The sequence below is a fragment of the Massilia sp. TSP1-1-2 genome, assembly GCF_049896185.1.
GTDB lineage: Bacteria > Pseudomonadota > Gammaproteobacteria > Burkholderiales > Burkholderiaceae_D > Telluria_A.
The window spans coordinates 58,414-75,702 of record NZ_JAFCTU010000028.1; the positions used below are offsets into that span (position 1 = coordinate 58,414).

At 64.3% G+C, this 17,289-nt stretch carries 18 protein-coding genes; 9 read left to right on the forward strand and 9 right to left on the reverse strand.

The genetic code is table 11. The features are described 5' to 3' along the window. Positions 1–415: 415 nt before the first annotated feature. The 3 genes from ACP7BV_RS20785 to egtD are packed head-to-tail and all read right to left on the reverse strand — an operon-like array spanning position 416 to position 3,493. Positions 416–1,357 (reverse strand): YihY/virulence factor BrkB family protein, encoded by a 942-nt coding sequence (locus ACP7BV_RS20785; RefSeq protein ID WP_426106493.1) that lies wholly within the window; start codon positions 1,355–1,357, stop codon positions 416–418. Beyond that, on the reverse strand, positions 1,354–2,526 hold the full coding sequence (gene egtB / locus ACP7BV_RS20790) for an ergothioneine biosynthesis protein EgtB (RefSeq protein ID WP_426106495.1): 1,173 nt from the start codon (positions 2,524–2,526) through the stop codon (positions 1,354–1,356). Before egtB ends, ACP7BV_RS20785 begins: the two co-directional genes overlap by 4 nt. A 1-nt stretch (position 2,527) precedes the next feature. Beyond that, positions 2,528–3,493 carry an L-histidine N(alpha)-methyltransferase gene (gene egtD / locus ACP7BV_RS20795; RefSeq protein WP_426106497.1) on the reverse strand — a complete coding sequence of 322 codons (966 nt, stop codon included), beginning with the start codon at positions 3,491–3,493 and terminating at the stop codon, positions 2,528–2,530. Positions 3,494–3,634: 141 nt separating this feature from the next. Between egtD and ACP7BV_RS20800 the strand changes: the two genes are divergently transcribed. The 6 genes from ACP7BV_RS20800 (at position 3,635) to ACP7BV_RS20825 (ending at position 8,124) form a co-directional block, all read left to right on the forward strand. Continuing rightward, positions 3,635–4,522 carry a putative selenate ABC transporter substrate-binding protein gene (locus ACP7BV_RS20800; RefSeq protein ID WP_426106498.1) on the forward strand — a complete coding sequence of 296 codons (888 nt, stop codon included), beginning with the start codon at positions 3,635–3,637 and terminating at the stop codon, positions 4,520–4,522. 19 nt (positions 4,523–4,541) lie between these two features. Further along, on the forward strand, positions 4,542–5,357 hold the full coding sequence (locus ACP7BV_RS20805; RefSeq protein WP_426106499.1) for a phosphonate ABC transporter ATP-binding protein: 816 nt from the start codon (positions 4,542–4,544) through the stop codon (positions 5,355–5,357). A 3-nt stretch (positions 5,358–5,360) separates the two neighbouring features. Then, positions 5,361–6,191, forward strand: a complete 831-nt coding sequence (locus ACP7BV_RS20810; RefSeq protein ID WP_426106501.1) for a PhnE/PtxC family ABC transporter permease — start codon at positions 5,361–5,363, stop codon at positions 6,189–6,191. Then, positions 6,188–6,997 carry a phosphonate ABC transporter, permease protein PhnE gene (gene phnE, locus ACP7BV_RS20815; RefSeq protein ID WP_426106503.1) on the forward strand — a complete coding sequence of 270 codons (810 nt, stop codon included), beginning with the start codon at positions 6,188–6,190 and terminating at the stop codon, positions 6,995–6,997. The genes ACP7BV_RS20810 and phnE overlap by 4 nt, the downstream gene beginning before the upstream one ends. 9 nt (positions 6,998–7,006) lie before the next feature. Next, positions 7,007–7,672, forward strand: coding sequence for an ABC transporter ATP-binding protein (locus ACP7BV_RS20820; protein ID WP_426106504.1), 666 nt, complete (start codon positions 7,007–7,009; stop codon positions 7,670–7,672). A gap of 164 nt (positions 7,673–7,836) precedes the next feature. Beyond that, positions 7,837–8,124 (forward strand): hypothetical protein, encoded by a 288-nt coding sequence (locus tag ACP7BV_RS20825; protein ID WP_426106505.1) that lies wholly within the window; start codon positions 7,837–7,839, stop codon positions 8,122–8,124. Positions 8,125–8,250: 126 nt separating this feature from the next. On the opposite strand, the gene ACP7BV_RS20830 is transcribed toward ACP7BV_RS20825, so the two are convergent. The 4 genes from ACP7BV_RS20830 to ACP7BV_RS20845 form a co-directional block, all read right to left on the reverse strand. Beyond that, entirely contained in the window at positions 8,251–8,859 is a 609-nt protein-coding gene (locus ACP7BV_RS20830; RefSeq protein ID WP_426106506.1) for a hypothetical protein, read from the reverse strand. A 168-nt stretch (positions 8,860–9,027) separates the two neighbouring features. Continuing rightward, entirely contained in the window at positions 9,028–10,485 is a 1,458-nt protein-coding gene (locus ACP7BV_RS20835) for a Ppx/GppA phosphatase family protein (RefSeq protein WP_426106523.1), read from the reverse strand. 113 nt (positions 10,486–10,598) lie between these two features. Next, a complete protein-coding gene (locus tag ACP7BV_RS20840; RefSeq protein WP_426106507.1) occupies positions 10,599–11,765 on the reverse strand; it encodes a GGDEF domain-containing protein in 1,167 nt (388 codons plus the stop codon). A 12-nt stretch (positions 11,766–11,777) separates the two neighbouring features. Beyond that, entirely contained in the window at positions 11,778–12,056 is a 279-nt protein-coding gene (locus ACP7BV_RS20845; RefSeq protein ID WP_426106509.1) for a hypothetical protein, read from the reverse strand. Between the two features lie 131 nt (positions 12,057–12,187). On the opposite strand from ACP7BV_RS20845, the gene ACP7BV_RS20850 reads away from it, so the two are divergent. The 3 genes from ACP7BV_RS20850 to ACP7BV_RS20860 all read left to right on the forward strand — a co-directional run bounded on the left by ACP7BV_RS20850 (position 12,188) and on the right by ACP7BV_RS20860 (position 16,287). Further along, positions 12,188–12,994, forward strand: a complete 807-nt coding sequence (locus tag ACP7BV_RS20850) for a transferase spermidine synthase (protein ID WP_426106511.1) — start codon at positions 12,188–12,190, stop codon at positions 12,992–12,994. Between the two features lie 115 nt (positions 12,995–13,109). Beyond that, positions 13,110–15,995, forward strand: a complete 2,886-nt coding sequence (locus ACP7BV_RS20855) for a bifunctional diguanylate cyclase/phosphodiesterase (RefSeq protein ID WP_426106512.1) — start codon at positions 13,110–13,112, stop codon at positions 15,993–15,995. Positions 15,996–16,095: 100 nt separating this feature from the next. After that, positions 16,096–16,287, forward strand: coding sequence for a hypothetical protein (locus tag ACP7BV_RS20860; RefSeq protein WP_426106514.1), 192 nt, complete (start codon positions 16,096–16,098; stop codon positions 16,285–16,287). A gap of 155 nt (positions 16,288–16,442) precedes the next feature. Here ACP7BV_RS20860 and ACP7BV_RS20865 read toward each other — a convergent pair whose 3' ends face one another. Further along, positions 16,443–16,817 (reverse strand): hypothetical protein, encoded by a 375-nt coding sequence (locus tag ACP7BV_RS20865; protein ID WP_426106515.1) that lies wholly within the window; start codon positions 16,815–16,817, stop codon positions 16,443–16,445. 93 nt (positions 16,818–16,910) lie between these two features. After that, on the reverse strand, positions 16,911–17,051 hold the full coding sequence (locus ACP7BV_RS20870; RefSeq protein WP_426106517.1) for a hypothetical protein: 141 nt from the start codon (positions 17,049–17,051) through the stop codon (positions 16,911–16,913). Between the last annotated feature and the right edge of the window lie 238 nt (positions 17,052–17,289).

Genomic DNA, 17,289 nt, shown 5'->3' on the forward strand with positions numbered 1-17,289 from the left:
CGGGTTATCCGATGCAGAACAAGCACTGTTTGCCACCGTAAGACAATACTGATTACGGAAAGTTCGTCGGTATCGATCATGACGCGACAACGCGCACGAAAAAAAAGCCCGCCGAAGCGAGCTCTGTTCCAATGTATTACCAATGCTTTGTTCGTGTCTCAGGCGCCCATGCTATCTGCGTGGTGCCCTGACGTGTAAATCGACCAACGTATTCGGAAGTACAAATCCAGGCTGGTTGCCGCCGTCTACGCACCAACATTACACATATAGGCGCGAGGCGCAGGGCCCGGATAGTGCCGCGGTTCGCATGAACCCCAACAACCGAACGGAGTATAGCACGGCTTTGTGCGATGCAGCAAAGATTATTTGATCCCGCAGCGCCAAAAGCGAAGACGGCGCGGCAAACCTGCGCCCCTTACTGTGGCGCGCCGGTCGTCAGGCCAACCGGCTCGTCGCCCTGCTCGTCGCGCCCCACCCGCTCGTACTCGGCGATCACCTGCGCGCCGAACAGCAGCAAGGTCGCGCCGATCTCCAGGCTGAACATGACGACGATGGCGGTCGTCATCGAACCGTACACCACGTTCACCTGCGACAGCGTGGTGAAATACCACACCAGCACGTGGCGCGCGATTTCCCACAGCAACGCCGCTGTTACACCGCCGATCAGCGCGTGCGGCAGCGACAAGCGCCCCACCGGCATGACCAGGTAGATGGAACTGAGCACCAGGATTTCACCCGTCAGCCCCAGCAGGTACAGCAGCACGCCGGACACGCCGCCCAGCTGCCACTGGTAACCGAGAAACTGCAAGCTTTCCTCGCCCATCACCTGCAGCCCGCCGGCCACCAGCGTGATGATCATGATGCCGGCGCCCAGGCCGACGATGTAGCAATACGGCAGCACGGCCGAAATGAAAAAGGCGCGCCGCCTGATCTTGACGCGATGATGAAAGATCACCGACATGGCGTTTTCGAGGGCCGTAAAGGCGAGCGAACTAAAAAACAGCATCACCACGAACAGCACCCAGGTGACCAGATCGCGGTCGCCCAGGAAGTGCGCCAGTTCAGCCACCACCGCCGCCGACTGGCTCGGCACCAGCCACTCCAAATAGCGCGACAGCGTGGCGAGCAGTTCGTCCTGGTCGATCACATGCGACAGCGCCACCACCACCAGCATCAGGAACGGCACGATCGACAGCAGCGCGTAATAGGCCACGGCGCCGGCCAGCAGCAAACCCTGGTTGGCCTTGAAGCCCTTGAGCGTCTGCCACAAAAAGGCCAGCGGATGCTTGACGATATAGGCATTGGCGCGGCCATTGAGCAGCTTGATGTCGAAGTGGGGCAAATGCAGTTGACTCATCGCGCCAGCCTCAGGCCCGAAAACTGCCAGCGTGTCGAAGCCGGAAAAAAATTGCGGTAACTGGCACGAGCGTGCCCCGGTGGGGTGGCGCAGGACGAGCCGCGCAGGACGTATTGATTGAGCATGAACTTGCCATTATATTCGCCAAGCGCGCCGGGAGCGCACACGTAACCGGGATACGGGCAATAGCTGCTGCTGGTCCACTGCCAGCAGTGCCCGTACAGCTGCTCGATGCGCGCGCCCTGCGCGTCTTGGGCGGCCACTTCCCACTCCGCCTCGGTGGGCAGGCGCGCGTGCATCGCCTGCGCGCAGGCGGCCGCCTCGAACAGCGACAGGTGCGCGACGGGACGCGCCAGGTCGAGCGCAACCTCGCCGGCGAGCGTGAATTCATGCCAGGCGCCGTCATCGTCGCGGCGCCAGTACAAGGGGTGTTCAAGCGCATGCCGGCACACGTCATCCCAGCCTTCGGCCAGCCACAGCGCGGGATCGCGGTAGCCGCCCGCTTCGATAAAGGCGAGGTACTCGCCATTGGTGACCAGACGGCGCGCCAGCGCGAACGGCGCCACATAGGCGCGATGGCGCGGCAGCTCGTTGTCGAAGCAGAAGCCGGCGCCGTCATGGCCAATGTCGACCAGCGCGGCCTGACAGCCAATCCACTCCTGAGGCGCCGCTTCGCCATGCTCTGGCGGTGAAGGCGAATACGCCGGCAGCAGCGGATGCTGCGCCAGCAAGTGCAGCACGTCGGTCAGGATCAGTTCCTGGTGCTGCTGCTCGTGCTGCAGGCCCAGCGTGACCAGCACGGCCAGTTCGGCGTCCTCGGGCAGCTGCGCCATCAGACGCGCCATGCGCGCGTCCACATTGGCGCGGTAATCGCGCACGTAGGCCAGCGCCGGGCGCGTGAGCAGGCCGCGCGCGGCGCGCGGATGGCGCTCGCCGATGCCGTTGTAGTAGGAATTGAACAGCACCCTGAACGACGCATCGAAAGGCGCGAAAGCGCGCTCGAAGCGCTCCAGGATGAAGGTCTCGAAGAACCAGGTGGTATGCGCCAGGTGCCACTTGACGGGACTGGCGTCGGGCATCGACTGGGCGCCGCAATCTTCGTCGGACAAAGGTTCGGCCAGCGCCAGCGAGCGCGCGCGCACCTGCGCGTAAATCGTGGTAGCGTCCATCTCAGGCCGGCAGCGCGCGCGCATACACCAGCGCAAACCACGCTTTGGGATCGGTCCACAGCGCGACGCTCTGAAAGCCCGACTGCTCGATCAAAGCACTGATGGCGTGCGGGCGGTACTTGTAACTGTTTTCGGTATGGATCCGCTCCCCGGCAACGAAGCGGCGCGCTGCGCCCTGCCACGTGACGGTAAGCGCCGCGCGCGCCTCGAGGTGCATTTCGATGCGGCTTTCAGCCTCGTTGAAAAAGCCCAGGTGGCGCCATTGCCGCACATCGAAGTCGGCTCCCAGCAGCCGGTTCACATGGCGCAGCAGGTTCAGGTTGAAGGCGGCGGTCACGCCCAGTTCGTCGTCATAGGCAGCGTCGAGGATGGCCTTGTCCTTGACCAGGTCGATCCCGATCAGCAGGGCGCCGTCGTTGCCGCACTGGGCGCGCGCGCGGCGCAGGAAGGCACACGCCTCGTCGGGAGTAAAATTGCCGATCGAAGAACCGGGATAGAAAAACAGGCGCTTTTCGGCGCGCACCTCGCCCGGCAACACGAGCTGCTGGGAAAAATCCAGACCCAGGCCGGTCATCTCGATGTGCGCAAAACGCTGGCGCAAGCGCTCGATCGCCTCGCGCAAAAAGTCGTAGGATATGTCGAGCGCCACATACTGGGCCGGATGGAGCAGCGGGAACAAGGTCGCCGCCTTGGCGCAGTTGCCCGCCCCCAGGTCGATCAGCGTGGCGCCCGGACCGATGGCGCGCGCGATGTCGGCCCCGTGCCGCTCAACGATGGCAGCTTCTATGCGAGTCGGGTAATATTCGGGAAGCTCGCAGATCGCCTCGAACAATTTGGAACCGAGCGCGTCATACAGGAACTTGGGCGAGAGCATGGCCCGGTCGGCCAGCAAGCCGGCCTGCAGTTCCGCCGCAATGGCGCTCGTGGCAAGGGGATGCGCCGCGTCGGCGGTGGGAGAAATTGGCATGGTTGTATTGGCGCACGGGCGTCAGGTGGCTTTGTGGGGTTTTTGTTATCATAGCCGATTACGTTTTTTTCGACGGTTGGCCACGTTCAATCGTGACTACCGCTTGCTGTTTGCCAAGCACCTTTTTATAGACAGGTTCATATGACACATTTTTCCGCGTTTCGCACCATCAAACACTTGCTGACCGCTTCCGTTACTGCCGGCCTGATGCTGGCCGCTTCCAGCGCGCTGGCCCAGGTCACCCCGGGCGTGCTGCGCGTGTCGGCCATTCCCGACGAAGCGCCGACCGAACTGCAGCGCAAGTTCAAGCCGCTGGGCGACTACCTGGCCAAGGCCACCGGCCTGAAGGTCGAATTCACCCCGGTGACCGACTACGCGGCCTCGGTCGAAGGCTTGGTCAACAACAAGCTTGACATGGTCTGGTTCGGCGGTTTTACCTTCGTGCAGGCCAAGGTGCGCAGCAAGGGCCAGGTCGTGCCGCTGGTGCAGCGCGCCGAAGATGAAAAATTCCGCTCGGTGTTCATCACCACCGCCAAGGATATCAATTCGCTGGCCGACCTGAAGGGCAAGACGCTCAGCTTCGGCTCCGAGTCGTCCACCTCCGGCCACCTGATGCCGCGCTCCTACCTGCTGGCGGCCAAGATTAATCCTGACACGGACCTCAAGCGTATCGCCTTTTCCGGCGCGCATGACGCCACGGTTGCCGCCGTTGCCGGCGGCAAGGTCGATGCCGGCGCGCTCAACATCTCGGTCTGGGAAAAGCTGATCGCCGAGAAAAAGGTCGATCCGGCCGCGGTGCGCGTGTTCTACACCACGCCTGGCTACTTCGACTACAACTGGACCGTGCGCAGCGACATGAGCCCGGCCCTCAAGAAAAAAATCACCGACGCCTTCCTGGCGCTGGACAAGTCCACAGCCCAGGGCAAGGAAATCCTCGAACTGCAACGCGCCACCAAGTTCATTCCTACCAAGGTTGAAAACTACACCGCGATTGAAGCTGCCGCGCACAGCGCCGGCCTGCTGAAATAAGCGTTCAAGTCAACACCCCATGACCACCTTCCTGCTCGATCAGCTCACCGTGCGCCACCTTGCCGCCGGCAAGGCCACCGCGCTCGACGCGATCGACCTGGTGGTCACGCAGGGCGAGCAACTGGCCATCATCGGCCCTTCGGGCGCCGGCAAGACCACGCTGCTCTCGACCCTGGCCTGCGCCCACCGTCCCGCCCATGGCCGTTTCGCGTTGTTCGGCGACGACCCGTGGGCGCTCGGGGACGCCGCGCGCCACCGGCTGCGCGCGCGCCTGTTCCTGGCGCCGCAAACGCCGCCGCTGCCGCCGCGCCAGCGCGTGGTCAATGCGGTGCTGGCCGCGCGCTTGCCGCACTGGAGCCTGTGGCAAGCCTTCGCTTCACTGATCACCCCCTCCGACCCCGACGCCGCCTTCGACGCCCTGGCGCGCTTTGGCCTGGGCGACAAACTGTATGCGCGCGTGGACCGCCTTTCGGGCGGCGAACGCCAGCGCTGCGGCCTGGCGCGCCTGCTGCTCTCGTCGGCCCAGGCATTGCTGGTTGACGAGCCGCTCTCGGCGCTCGACCCGACGCTGGCGCAAATGACGCTCGCCGCGCTGCAGCACGAAGCGGCCAGCCGCAACGCCACGCTGGTGTGCAGCCTGCACCAGGTCGATATCGCGCGTGCCAATTTTGCCCGCATCGTCGGCCTGCGCGACGGGCGCATCGTGTTCGACGCCGCGCGCGACAACGTCACTGATGCCATGATCGCCGCGTTGTACCAGAACGAGAGCATGACCGTGCGCGAAGCGGAAGCGCACGAAACGCCGGAACGGCTCGCCGTCGGCGCCTGTTTTTAACTGATGGCGCCACAGGCCATCCTGCACCGCGATCCCGCCTGGCGCGGCCGCGTCATCACCGCCCTGGTCTGCCTGGCCTTGCTGTGGCCGGCGCTGGTGTACTCCGAATTCAAACCCTGGATCCTGTTCGACCTGCGCAGCCTGCGCTCGGCGGGCAGCTTCCTGCTCGGCTTTCTGACCCCGGCCACCGAGCGCAGCTTTTTACTGATGGTGCTAGAGCAGACCTGGCAAACCGTTGCCATCGCCACCGCCGGCCTCACGCTGGCGCTACTGGGCGCCATTCCGGCCACCCTGATCGTCACCGGACGGCTGTCCATTTCGCGCCTGGGCACGCACCGCATGCGCCTGCGCTCGAGCCTGCTGCGCCAACTGGTGCGCTGGATACTGATCGTGCTGCGCAGCGTGCCCGAACTGGTATGGGCGCTGCTGTTCGTGCGCGTGGTGGGCCTGGGGCCAACCGCCGGCGTGCTGGCGATCGCCATTTCGTACAGCGGCATGCTGGGCAAGGTGTACGCTGAAATCCTCGAGTCGTCCGACGCGCGCGCCACCGATGCGCTGCTGGCCAACGGCAGCTCGCGCCTGGCCGCACTGCTGTACGGCGCGCTGCCCGAATCGGCCTCCGAGCTGGTCTCGTACACGGTGTACCGCTGGGAGTGCGCAATTCGCGGTTCGGCCGTGATGGGCTTTGTGGGCGCGGGCGGCCTGGGCCAGCGCATGCAGGAATCGGTCAATGCCATGAATGGCGGCGAAGTGTCGACCATGCTGATCATGTTCGTGCTGCTCGTTGCGCTGGCCGACCTGGTCTCGCGCATGCTGCGCAAAAGGCTGGCATGACAGCTCGCCGCCACCCCGCGCGCCCCTTCCCAGCCCGCCCCCGGCGCGCGCTGTCGACCTGGCTGCTGCTGGCCGCCCTGGCTGCGCTGGTGGTGGCCAGCTTCGCCTCGCTGCCCCTGCAGTGGGCCGCATTTTTTACCGCCGACGCCACGCGCTCAATGGGTGAATTTTTAAGCGGCTTCGCGCCGCCCGACCTGGAACCGGCCTTTGTGCTGCGCGTGGCGCAGGCCAGCGCCGAGACGGCATCGATGTCGGCACTGGGCACGCTGCTGGCGGTGGGCGGCGCGCTGGCGCTGGCCTTGCCGGCGTCCGGCCGTTTTGGCGGTACGCTGCGCATTGTCGCGCGCGGCCTGCTCAACGTGCTGCGCTCAATTCCGGAACTGGTGTGGGCCTCGCTGCTGCTGGTGGCCGCCGGCCTGGGGCCGTTCGCCGGCACGCTGGCGCTGGCCGCGCACACCAGCGGCGTACTGGGGCGCCTGTTTGCCGACGCGCTTGAAAACGCCGAACTGCTGCCCGAAACCACGCTGCGCACCAATGGCGCCGGCGCCATGGCCGCCTTTATGTACGCCACGCTGCCGCAGACGCTGCCGCAAATGCTGTCGTACACGCTGTACCGCTGGGAAAACAATATCCGCGCCGCGGCCATCCTGGGCGTGGTCGGCGCCGGCGGCCTGGGCCAGCTCCTGAAGTACAACCTGTCGCTGTTTAACATGCCCAGCGCGGCCACCGTCGTCATCGCCATGCTGCTGCTGGTGGCGATGGTGGACGCCGTCAGTTTCGCGCTGCGGCGCGCGCTCACCCACTAAGACGATCCCATGCTCGAACTGCGCGACCTGAAAAAAACCTACGGCGGACGAACCGTGCTGCACGGCCTGTCGCATCACTTCAAGGCTGGCGAATTCGTCGCCATCATGGGTGAATCGGGCGTGGGTAAATCGACTTTACTGAACCTGATCGCAGGCCTCGATGCCCCCGACAGCGGCGACATCGTGATTGACGGGGTGCGCATGGCCGCGCTTGACGACGACGCCGCCACCGGCCTGCGCCGCACCCGCATGGGCTTTATTTTCCAGGCCTTCCACGTCCTGCCGCACCTGACGCTAGCGCAAAACGTGGCGCTGCCGCTGCTGCTCAACGGCCAGCCGCGCGAGCGCGCCGGCCAGATGCTGGCGGCGGTCGGCTTACAGGGGCGCGATCACGACTTTCCGCGCCAGTTGTCGGGCGGCGAAATGCAGCGCGTGGCGATCGCCCGCGCGCTTGTCCACAGGCCGGCGCTGGTGCTGGCCGATGAACCAACCGGCAACCTCGACCCGGAGACGGCGGACAGCATTCTGGCGCTGCTGCGGGCCGAAGTGAAGGCCAGCGGAGCGAGCGCGATCATGGTCACGCATTCCCACGCGGCAGCGGCGCAGGCCGATAAAACCCTGCTTTTGACACGCTCGGGCCTTCAAATCGTGACTAATACGCACAAAAATGGGTAACACGACCATTTTTTTATCAACTTTGCTGCGAATATATTCTTATCGTAGTATTATCAAAGCACCCGCGCCGCATGAAATGTCGCCAAATGTCACGTGCGGGCCGAAAGCGACAGCAAAGGTCGCTCCCTCGCCCATCAAGCAGGTAACCTTTTGAGGAGAGTACGATGAACGTACGGCAAAAAAAATTGGAAATGATTGAGGCGATGAACCGCGCCCGGGCACTCGAGCCATCGAGCTTTGTGCCTAACAAGCTTCTGGACACCTTGATCGAAAAGATGAAGCTCAAGAACGATGCGGAATTGTGCCGCGTGCTGGAAGTGCAGCCGCCAATCATCAGCAAGATTCGTCACCGCAAGCTCGCAGTCGGCGCCACCATCCTGTTGCGCATGCACGAAAAGTCTGAAATGAGCATCAAAGACTTGAAGGAACTGTCGAACACGTCAATGCACTAAGACGCGCGCGTCAACGTCATGCTGCCAGGCGCCGGCAGCCGATCAGATGATCCCGATCGGCGGCGCCGTTGTATAGCAAGCTGCAAAGGCCGCACCCAAACCATGTGCGATCACCCGTATTCGGTCTTATTCGCTTTTAGGGCGTCCCGTTTTCAGTTGCGGCAGGCTGGCCAGTACCCGTTGCAGGGTTGCCAGATCGAGCTGGCTGATGAGCGCTACGCCGATGCGCAGCAATTCACTCTTCTTGATTTCAAATCCCGCCTTGATGCAGGCTTTTTTCACTTGTCCCAGCACCGCGTATTCCTGCTCGGGCATGGTGAAGCTGTCGCGCACCAGCTTGGCCTTGCTCTCTTTGCTCTCCTTGGGCAGCTCGGGCGCGGCGGCCGCTGGCGCTCGGGCCGGCGCTTTTGGCGCTGCTTTCGCGACCGCTTTGGGCGCCGCGCTCTTTTTCAGCGCAGGCTTGGAAGCGCTTTTCGCTGCCGGCTTGACGGCCGTTTTTTCTGGCGCAGGCTTGGCTGCTGCCTTGACGGCTGGCTTGGGCGCTGCTGTTTTCACGGCTGGCTTGGCGGCCGGCTTGACGGCCAGCTTTTCAACTGGCTTGGCGGCTGCTTTTTTTGCCGCAGCCTTGACCGGCAGCTTGGCCGCTGCCGGGTTGGCGGCAGGCTTTTTTGGCGCTGCCGGTTTCAGGGCGGCGACTGCGTGGCCGTTGGTTTTTGCGGTTGGGGACTTAGCCATGGCAACTCCATTGTTTAATCGTTAAAACAATATATATCATTTAGCTTCTATTGTGAAGCGAGCCGCTTGGCAAACAGTACGCCAAGTCGGCATGGTATGCCCAGCATCGATTGCTTGACCAGCGACAATTATTGATCCAGATCATACCGAGCACGCGCGCCGGGCGGCTTACGCTACCCGGCGCACGCTGAAGTCGACGCCCACTTCATCCCAGCATTCCTGCTCTTTTTCGATCCAGAACGAGAGCGTCGGATGGCTGGCCACCCAGTCGCGCTTGATCTCCAGTTCGATCTTGTGCTTCATGCGCAGCTTCAGTTCCGCGCCCGAGGTTTCCATGCGCGCATGCATGAGCAAGATCGCCATGCGCAGCGCCAGCACCGCCTTGGCGAAATCGGCCTCCGACAGCGCATCGGCCACCTTGCGCAAATTGCCCTTCTGGGCCAGCACCAGCCTGCCCATCAGTTTTTGCTCGCGCGTGGTAAAGCCCGGCAAGTCGGCGTTTTCGACCATGTAGGCGGCATGCTTGTGATAGCCCGTCTGCGACAGCGCCAGCCCGATTTCATGCAGCATCGCGCTCCACTGCAGCGGGCGCAGGCAGCTCTCGCCGGCCGGCTTAAGCTGGGCGTACAGCACGCCGGCCTGCTGCGCCACGCGCGCGGCGCGCTCCTGGTCGACGTGGAACTTGGACGCCAGTGCGGCCACCGACTGCTCGCGCCGGTCGCGCTGCATCGAACGCAGATACAAGTCCCACATCACGCCCATGCGCAAACCGGCCTCGATCGGCTGCACGGCTTCGATGTCGAGCTCGCGCACCAGCGCGATCAAGATCGCCAGACCGCCGATGATGGTGCCGGCGCGCTCGGGCCGCAGGCCGGCCATGTCGATGTTGGCCACCTGTCCAAAGCCGATGAAGCGCTGCTTGAGCGCTTCCAGAGAGAGCGCCGACAGGCGCGCGTCGCCCAGCTTGTTCCTGGCGATGATGTCGGCAATCGCGCGCGCCGTGCCGGACGAACCGTAGGCCGCGTCCCAGTGGAGCTGCTCATAGAACGGCGCGGCGTCCTCGAAATGGCTGCGCGCCGACAGGATCGCCGCTTCATAGGAAGCCGCGTCGATGCGCCCGCCGACGAAAAACGACAGGCTTTGCTTGACCGTGCCGATGCTGAACGATTCGACCCGCTCGATGTCCGGCCCGCGCCCCAGTATCAGTTCGGTCGAGCCGCCGCCGATGTCGATCACCAGGCGCCTTTCGGCTGGGGCGGCGAGCGAATTGGCCACGCCCATGTAGATCAGGCGCCCTTCCTCCTCGCCCGAAATGATTTCGATCGGGTAGCCGATGGCTTGCTCGGCAAGCGGCAAAAAGGCGGCGCTGTTTCTGGCGATGCGCAGCGTGGACGTGGCCACCACGCGCACCGCATCGAGCCGGTAACCGGATAGCACGGCGGCAAAATTGTGCAGGCACGCCAGCGCCGACTGCCTGGCAGCTTCGGTCAGGTTGCCCTGGGCGTCCAGTCCTGCGGCCAGGCGGATTGGTTCGCGCATGCTTTTGAGGACACGGATGGCGTCGCCCTCGTGTTTGCCGATATGCAGGCGAAAACTGTTAGAACCTAAATCAACTGCGGCGTACATCGTAGCCTCTTCATCAAGTAGCATATTCATGGGAGGCATTCCGGTGGAGGGCGTCTGCCTACTCTATCGGGTCCGGATGACCGGCGTGTGACGCGACCGGCCGGCAGCATGCATCAGGCCGGCAGCGCCGCCGGCGCTGCTTCGACCACGCTGTTGCGGCCCTGCTGCTTGGCCTGGCGCAGCGCTTCGTCGGCGCGCTTGAACAGGCTGACGGTATTGTCGTCGGGTCGGATCACGGTCACGCCGAAACTGGCGGTCAGGGTGATCATCGCGCGTTCGGTTTTGATGGCCCCGCCGGCGACGGCGGCGCGCATGCGCTCGGCCACCAGCAGCGCTTCGGCCACGCCCGTGCGCGGCAGCAGCAACGCAAATTCGACGCCCACCAGACGCCCGAGCTGGTCGCTGTCGCGCAGCTGCTTTTTGCACACGTCGATCACTTCGCGCAGCACCGCGTCGCCGGCCGGGTGGCCATAGCTGTCGTTGACGCGCTTGAACTGGTCCAGGTCGATCAGCACCAGCGCGGTGGGCACGCCCGGGCGGCGCGCCAGCGCCATCCAGGGCGCCAGTTTATCGAAAAAGCCGCGCCGGTTCGGCACGTCGGTGAGCGGGTCGACCAATTCCAGGCGCGCCAATTCTTGCTGCAACTGCTCGCGCGAAAGCAGCAAAAAGCCAAAGCCGCCCAGCAGCATCAGGATATAAAAGGCGCCCGAGGACAGCGTTTGCAGCAAGCCATTGCTAAGCCAGCCCCAGCCGCCGGGCATGGTCAGCACCAGCACCGCGCGTGCGGCCACCAGCAGCGCCAGCAAGACAGTGGCGACCACCAGGAAACGGCGCAGCATGGAGCCGTTGCGCCAGCCGGTGGCCAGCGCGGCCGCGCCCGACAGGTAGCAAGCGCCTAAAATGAGGGAACTGGCCACCACCCGCAGGCCGATTTGATCGATGTAATAACAGGCGAAAAACGCCAGGATTGCCAGCGCCAGCAGCGGATAGGTCAGGCGCCGCCAGCCGAGCTTGCCCGCACCTTCCCACAGCGCGCCCGACTCGAGTGCGACCCCGACGAACAGCACCGCGTAGCCGATGGGAATCGACACCGGGTCGGGCACCACGCCGTTGCCGCGAAAATACAGTAGCAGCCAGGCTGCAGCCTGGCATTGCTTGGAAATGCTCCAGATCGACAGCGACGGCGACTTGCCGCTCTCGTACTGGTAAAAGAACAAGGCCCCGCACAGCGTGATATTGCCCAGCGCCAGCGCAAAAACCAGGGTGGTGATATCGATCATGCGCCGCTGCGCTCAGGTTTCGTGTTCAACATTGGTGCTGCCGTCGCCGATTTTGCTGGCCCATGCGCGCGCAAAAAAAGCGCGCTCGATCTCGGTCGGCTCGCCGCTCCAGAACACGATCAGCGTGCCCTTGTGGTCATGCAGCTGGCTGAATTTTTCAATGAAGCCCTCGCCCACGCCGTGCGCGTCGGCCAGCGCCACCGCGTAGCCGTAGACCCGGGTCAGGCGCTCGATCCGGTCCGGTTCGGTCTGGCTGTTGGTGGCGGTGATGGTCGGGTGGTCGAGGAACATGGGCGCCTTTCATGGGGATCAGGATCAGCTTATCAGAAACCGGTGCCGCGCAACAAGCAGGGCGTGCGCGGCGCGCCGGGATATACTTGCCCTGGGCAACTTGCCCACAACACCACCAGGTCCACGCCGCCATGCCGCCACGCCCCGCTCCCTTGCCGCCCTGCCCCGCGCCGCTGGTCAGCACCGAGGGCGACTTCCGCACGCTGGCCTTTGCGCCGGGCGAGGTGCAAAGCGCAATGCGGCTGTCGGACCCCACGCGCCTGGTGCTGGCCTATTGCCGCGCCATCATGTGCTTTGCGCTATTCGTGCCGCGCCCGCGCCACATCATCATGGTGGGCTTAGGCGGCGGCTCGCTGGTGAAGTTTTGCCATCGCCATTTTCCCGACGCAGCCATCACCGTCATCGAATCGCGCGCCGACGTCATCGCCCTGCGCGCGCAGTTTGCCGTACCGCCCGACGACGCGCGCCTGCGCGTGGTGCATGCCGACGCCGCCGACTGGCTGGCGCGTTTTGCCGGCAGCGCCGACGTGCTGGTGGTAGACGGCTTCGAACGCACCGGCCTGCCGCCCGCCCTCGGCAGCGCCCGTTTTTACGGCGATTGCCGGCGCGCGCTGGCCGATGGCGGCGTGCTGGTGGCAAACATCTTCAGCTATGACCCGCACTACCCGCGCATGCGCGCGCGCCTGTCGCTGATGTTCGACGCGCGCGTGTGCTGCCTTGCGCGCGCCGCCGGCAACAACCGCATCCTGTTCGCGGTCAAGGCCGGCATCGGAGCGCACGCGCCGCGCGCGCTGCGGGTGCAACGCTGGGTGGCGCGCGCTGACGCTCGAGGCTTGCGCTTTGGCCTCGGCCTGTTCCATGCGATGCTGGCGCAAGCAGTGGTGCTCTGGCTAGCGCACCGTGATGCCATCCAAAAGGCAACAAAATCCCGGAATTAGCATTGCCGTTCCGCAATGCATTTGCCCGATTGCATGGTTCTATGACACACTGGCGGCGCACGCAAGAACGGCGCAGCCGCGCCGCCACGCCACGCCACCGTTAGGACACTAGGACATGCCGCGTCGTCGCCTGCACCTCTCGCTTGCCGTTGCGGCAGCCCTGACCCTGGGCGGCGCTTTGGCCGCCACGTTGGCCGTGTCGGTGGCGGTCGGCCGGCTCGAGTCGGGCAAGGTCGCGCTCGCCTTCCAGCAGCGCGCCGGCGTGCGCGTGGCGGCGATCCACCAGGGCCTGGACGAGGCGGTCGAAGTGCTTACCGTCACCAACCAGCTCTTCGGCGCGGTGCAGCCGGTGACGCGCGATCAATTCCATGACTTCACCACGCCGCTGCTGGCGCGCTATCCTTTCATCCAGGCCTTCAATTTTCACAGGCGGGTAGGTGCCGCCGAGCGCGTCTCGGTCGAGGCTGAACTGGCGGCGATCGTCCCGGGCGTGCGCATCACCGAGATGGTCGGCGGGCACCGCAGCGTCGCGCCGGCGCGCGCTTTTTACAGCATTGTCGACTACCTCGAACCGATGGCCGGCAACGAAGCGGCGTTCGGGCTGGACGTCGCGCCCAACACGCGCGTGATGGCGGCCCTCGAGCGCGCCACGGTCAGCGGCCGGGCCGCTTCCACCGATCTGATCAGCCTGGCGCAGGACACGCGCAGCAACGGCGGCTTCCAAGTGATCATGCCGGTCTACCGAGCCGGCGCGCCGCTGGCCACGGCCGCGCAGCGGCGCGCCGCGCGGGTGGGTGACACGGCAGCTATCATCCGGGCCGGCGCGCTGGTGCAGAAAATTCTCGACGGCGGCAAGTTGCAAACCGATCCAAGCGTGCAGATGTGGGTGTACGTGGGCGCGCGCGCCGATCCCGCGCGCCTGGTGTACGCCAGCGCCGGCGCGCCGGCGGCGCCGCCGCCGGCGCTGGCCGGTTCGCGCCTGGAACGCTGGCTCGCGCCCGACACCCGCATCAGCGTGCAGCACACGCGCGACATCGCCGGCCAGCCGTGGCACGTGATCGTCGGCCAGGCCGAGCGCGCGCTGCTGCCGGACCACATCGGTTCGCTGTCCTGCCTGCTGGGCGGGATCCTGTTTTCGCTGTTGATGACGGCCTTCGTGCAAACGCTGGTGCAGCGCTCGCGCCGCGTGCAACGCCTGGTCAACGAGCGCACGGCCGACCTGAAACTGTCGAACCAGCGCCTGATCGACGACGTCGCCGCGCGCGGGCGCGCCGAGCACGCGCTGCAGCTGAGCGAACAGCGCTTTCGCCAGCTGGTGGCCATGTCGTCCGACTGGTATTGGGAGCAGGATGCCGAGCTGCGTTTCGTCAACATCACCGGCGGCATCGATGAAAAAGGCGGCATGCCGCCGGAGCGGCTGATCGGGCGCACGCGCTGGGAAGCGGTGGAAGGCATGCAAGCGAGCGCCTGGGGCCAGGCCCACATCGCCCAAGTGATGGCGCACGAACCGTTCGAAGATCTCGAATACGCCACGCGCGACGATTTCGGCGAATTGCGCTGGTTTTGCGTGAACGGCGAACCGTTGTTCGACGAGCGCGGTAACTTTTCCGGCTACCGCGGCACCGGGACCGACATCACCGCGCGCAAGCTGACCGAACAGCGCATCGGGCATATCGCCCAGCACGACGTGCTCACCGGCTTGCCCAATCGCAGCCTGCTGCAAGACCGCCTGGCCGAGGCAGTGGCGTACTCGGCCCGCAGCGCGCGTCCGGTGTGGGTCATGCTGGTCGATCTGGACCGCTTCAAGTTCGTCAACGACAGCATGGGCCACAAGGCCGGCGACGTGCTCTTGATGACGATCGCGGCGCGCCTGCGCTCGGCGCTGCGCGACACCGACACCGTGGCGCGCTTGTCGGGCGACGAATTCGTCGTCATCCTGGCCGAGCACGACGACGAGCAACTCGCGCCCGACATCGTGCAGCGCCTGATGGATGCCATCGCCCAGCCGGTCATCCTGGGCACCAAAGAGTTTTTCGTCACGTGCAGCATTGGCGTAGCCGTGCATCCGCCGAACGGCGCCGCCAGCGACAGCTTGATCGAGCATGCCGACATTGCCATGTACCGCGCCAAAAAGCTCGGGCGCAATAATTTTCAGTTTTATACGCCGGCCATGAATGAAGAAGCCATGGAACGGGTGCGCATTGAAAGCGCCTTGCGCAATGCGCTCGAACGCAATGAATTCGTGCTGCATTACCAGCCGCAGGTCAACCTGGCGAGCGGCCAGATCGTGGGCATGGAAGCGCTGATCCGCTGGCAGCATCCGGAGCTCGGCGTGGTGGCGCCGTCGCGCTTTATTTCCGTGGCCGAGGAAACCGGCCTGATCGTGCCGATCGGCGCCTGGGTGATGCGCACCGCCTGCCGGCAAAACAAGCAGTGGCAAGATGCCGGGCTGGGCGCGCTGCGGGTAGCGGTGAACCTGTCGGCGCGCCAGTTTGCCGCGCCCGACCTGCTGGCCGACATTACGGGCGTCCTCGAGCAGACGGGGCTGGCGGCGGCCTGCCTCGAGATCGAATTGACTGAAAGCCTGTTCATGAGCGACGTCACGACCGCCGTCGAGGTGTTGCATGGCATGAAGTCGCTGGGCGTGAATTTGTCGATCGACGACTTCGGCACCGGTTACTCGAGCTTGTCGTACCTGTCGCGCTTTCCGATCGACGTGCTCAAAATCGACCGCTCGTTCGTGTCCGACATCGCGAGCGACGCCAGCGACGCGGCGATTGTCGCGTCAATCATTGCCCTGGCACACAATTTAAAATTGTCGGTGATTGCAGAAGGGGTGGAGACGGCCGAGCAGCTCGACTACCTGCGCCGCCACGGCTGTGACGAAATGCAAGGCTACTACTTCAGCCGGCCGCTGGCCGCTGACCACTTCGAGCACCTGTTGCGCCAGCGCGCCTGCCTGCCGCCAGACGCTGCGGCAGGCGCGGTGCGCGCCGCGTGAATCCGCCACACATATTTTGTGGTTATTTCGACATGAAAGCTTGGAAATAGCTTATCATCCATAACCATCCGAGAATGTCGGAGTGCGAAGGAGAAACCAGATGAACCAGCCGACCCCCATGCAGCGCGCCCCGCGCACCGACTTTCGCACACGCGACGTAGTCAACCAGGCCATTGCCGCGATTCCCACGCTGGGATTGCAGCAAGTTGCCGAATTTCTCAACGCGATGAACGTGCCGCCTGAAGTGGCGATCCGCACACTGGTCTACCCGACACGCCGCCGCAACTTCTGATCACTGATGACGGCGCATGCGCAAACGGGGTCGGACCACCGGATGGGATAACAAGTCCTGTCCAGTGGTCTGACCCCGTTTTTGTTTGACGGCGTTTTGTTGCTGCAGGTTGCTGCAGGTTGCTGCAGGTTGCTGCAGGTTGCTGCAAAACCGGTTCAGTTGTTCAGCTTGTCCTGCGCCTCGATATCGGCCAGCGATTCGCTGCCTTTGTCGGTAATGGCGTAACCGCCCGCTTCAAGCGCGACGATGTGGCTTTTCTTGCTCAGGAACAGGCCGACATCGGCATCGAGCACTGCTTGCGGGTCAGCCGTGAGCGCGCGCAGCGCGCTGATGCAGCGGCGCAAGAACAGCGACTGGCGCCCGTTCTCGGTCAGTGCTACCCGGCCATCCTTGGCGTATTCGATCAGTTTCAGGCCGGACAGGCGCTTGGCGTTGCGCCCGACGCAGGCGTTGACGCGGTCATGCTGAGCGCCACGTTCGATGTGGCCGAGCGCATCATATTCGTCGGTCGTCAGTTTTACATTCTTCATTGCAGCTTTCATAGGGGCCAGATTTCGGCCCCCATGGTAACCGCACGCGCCGCCGCGGGCAACCCGCAAAACACGCGCGGCGCGCCGAGCCGCTCAGTTGAAGTTGCGAATCACCATCCACAACAGGCCGATGGTGACAAAACAGCTCACCAGCAGCGCTGCCTGCAGCGGCCTGGAGTCGAATACCGAGCTGCGTCCAAGAGGAATTTTATTGTGTAAGGAATTGCCCATCATATTCTCCCGTAGGGATCACAAGCGATTGTTGGAAGACCGGTTTTACTATGCAGTATTTGTGCCGGGAATGGCAAATTATTCCACGACTTTGTAGCCATAAAGCAACGTATGTTGCTATTTTGTTGGTGGCGCTATTGCGCGCCGGCGGCTTGGTCGGGCTGCTAGCCTGGATGTTTCATAAACTGCCACTGCGTCTCCCGCTGGCCGACGCGGGGCCTCATCGGCAGCGATTGCAATG

Excerpts from the sequence above, each read along its gene's own strand:
- ACP7BV_RS20860 (WP_426106514.1), top strand. The coding sequence starts at position 16,096 with ATGAACCAGCCGACCCCCATGCAGCGCGCCCCGCGCACCGACTTTCGC.
- ACP7BV_RS20870 (WP_426106517.1), bottom strand. The coding sequence starts at position 17,051 with ATGATGGGCAATTCCTTACACAATAAAATTCCTCTTGGACGCAGCTCG.
- ACP7BV_RS20830 (WP_426106506.1), bottom strand. The coding sequence starts at position 8,859 with ATGGCTAAGTCCCCAACCGCAAAAACCAACGGCCACGCAGTCGCCGCC.
- ACP7BV_RS20800 (WP_426106498.1), top strand. The coding sequence starts at position 3,635 with ATGACACATTTTTCCGCGTTTCGCACCATCAAACACTTGCTGACCGCT.
- ACP7BV_RS20805 (WP_426106499.1), top strand. The coding sequence starts at position 4,542 with ATGACCACCTTCCTGCTCGATCAGCTCACCGTGCGCCACCTTGCCGCC.
- ACP7BV_RS20810 (WP_426106501.1), top strand. The coding sequence starts at position 5,361 with ATGGCGCCACAGGCCATCCTGCACCGCGATCCCGCCTGGCGCGGCCGC.
- egtB (WP_426106495.1), bottom strand. The coding sequence starts at position 2,526 with ATGGACGCTACCACGATTTACGCGCAGGTGCGCGCGCGCTCGCTGGCG.
- ACP7BV_RS20785 (WP_426106493.1), bottom strand. The coding sequence starts at position 1,357 with ATGAGTCAACTGCATTTGCCCCACTTCGACATCAAGCTGCTCAATGGC.
- ACP7BV_RS20845 (WP_426106509.1), bottom strand. The coding sequence starts at position 12,056 with ATGTTCCTCGACCACCCGACCATCACCGCCACCAACAGCCAGACCGAA.
- ACP7BV_RS20840 (WP_426106507.1), bottom strand. The coding sequence starts at position 11,765 with ATGATCGATATCACCACCCTGGTTTTTGCGCTGGCGCTGGGCAATATC.
- ACP7BV_RS20850 (WP_426106511.1), top strand. The coding sequence starts at position 12,188 with ATGCCGCCACGCCCCGCTCCCTTGCCGCCCTGCCCCGCGCCGCTGGTC.
- ACP7BV_RS20855 (WP_426106512.1), top strand. The coding sequence starts at position 13,110 with ATGCCGCGTCGTCGCCTGCACCTCTCGCTTGCCGTTGCGGCAGCCCTG.
- ACP7BV_RS20820 (WP_426106504.1), top strand. The coding sequence starts at position 7,007 with ATGCTCGAACTGCGCGACCTGAAAAAAACCTACGGCGGACGAACCGTG.
- ACP7BV_RS20835 (WP_426106523.1), bottom strand. The coding sequence starts at position 10,485 with ATGTACGCCGCAGTTGATTTAGGTTCTAACAGTTTTCGCCTGCATATC.
- phnE (WP_426106503.1), top strand. The coding sequence starts at position 6,188 with ATGACAGCTCGCCGCCACCCCGCGCGCCCCTTCCCAGCCCGCCCCCGG.
- egtD (WP_426106497.1), bottom strand. The coding sequence starts at position 3,493 with ATGCCAATTTCTCCCACCGCCGACGCGGCGCATCCCCTTGCCACGAGC.
- ACP7BV_RS20865 (WP_426106515.1), bottom strand. The coding sequence starts at position 16,817 with ATGAAGAATGTAAAACTGACGACCGACGAATATGATGCGCTCGGCCAC.
- ACP7BV_RS20825 (WP_426106505.1), top strand. The coding sequence starts at position 7,837 with ATGAACGTACGGCAAAAAAAATTGGAAATGATTGAGGCGATGAACCGC.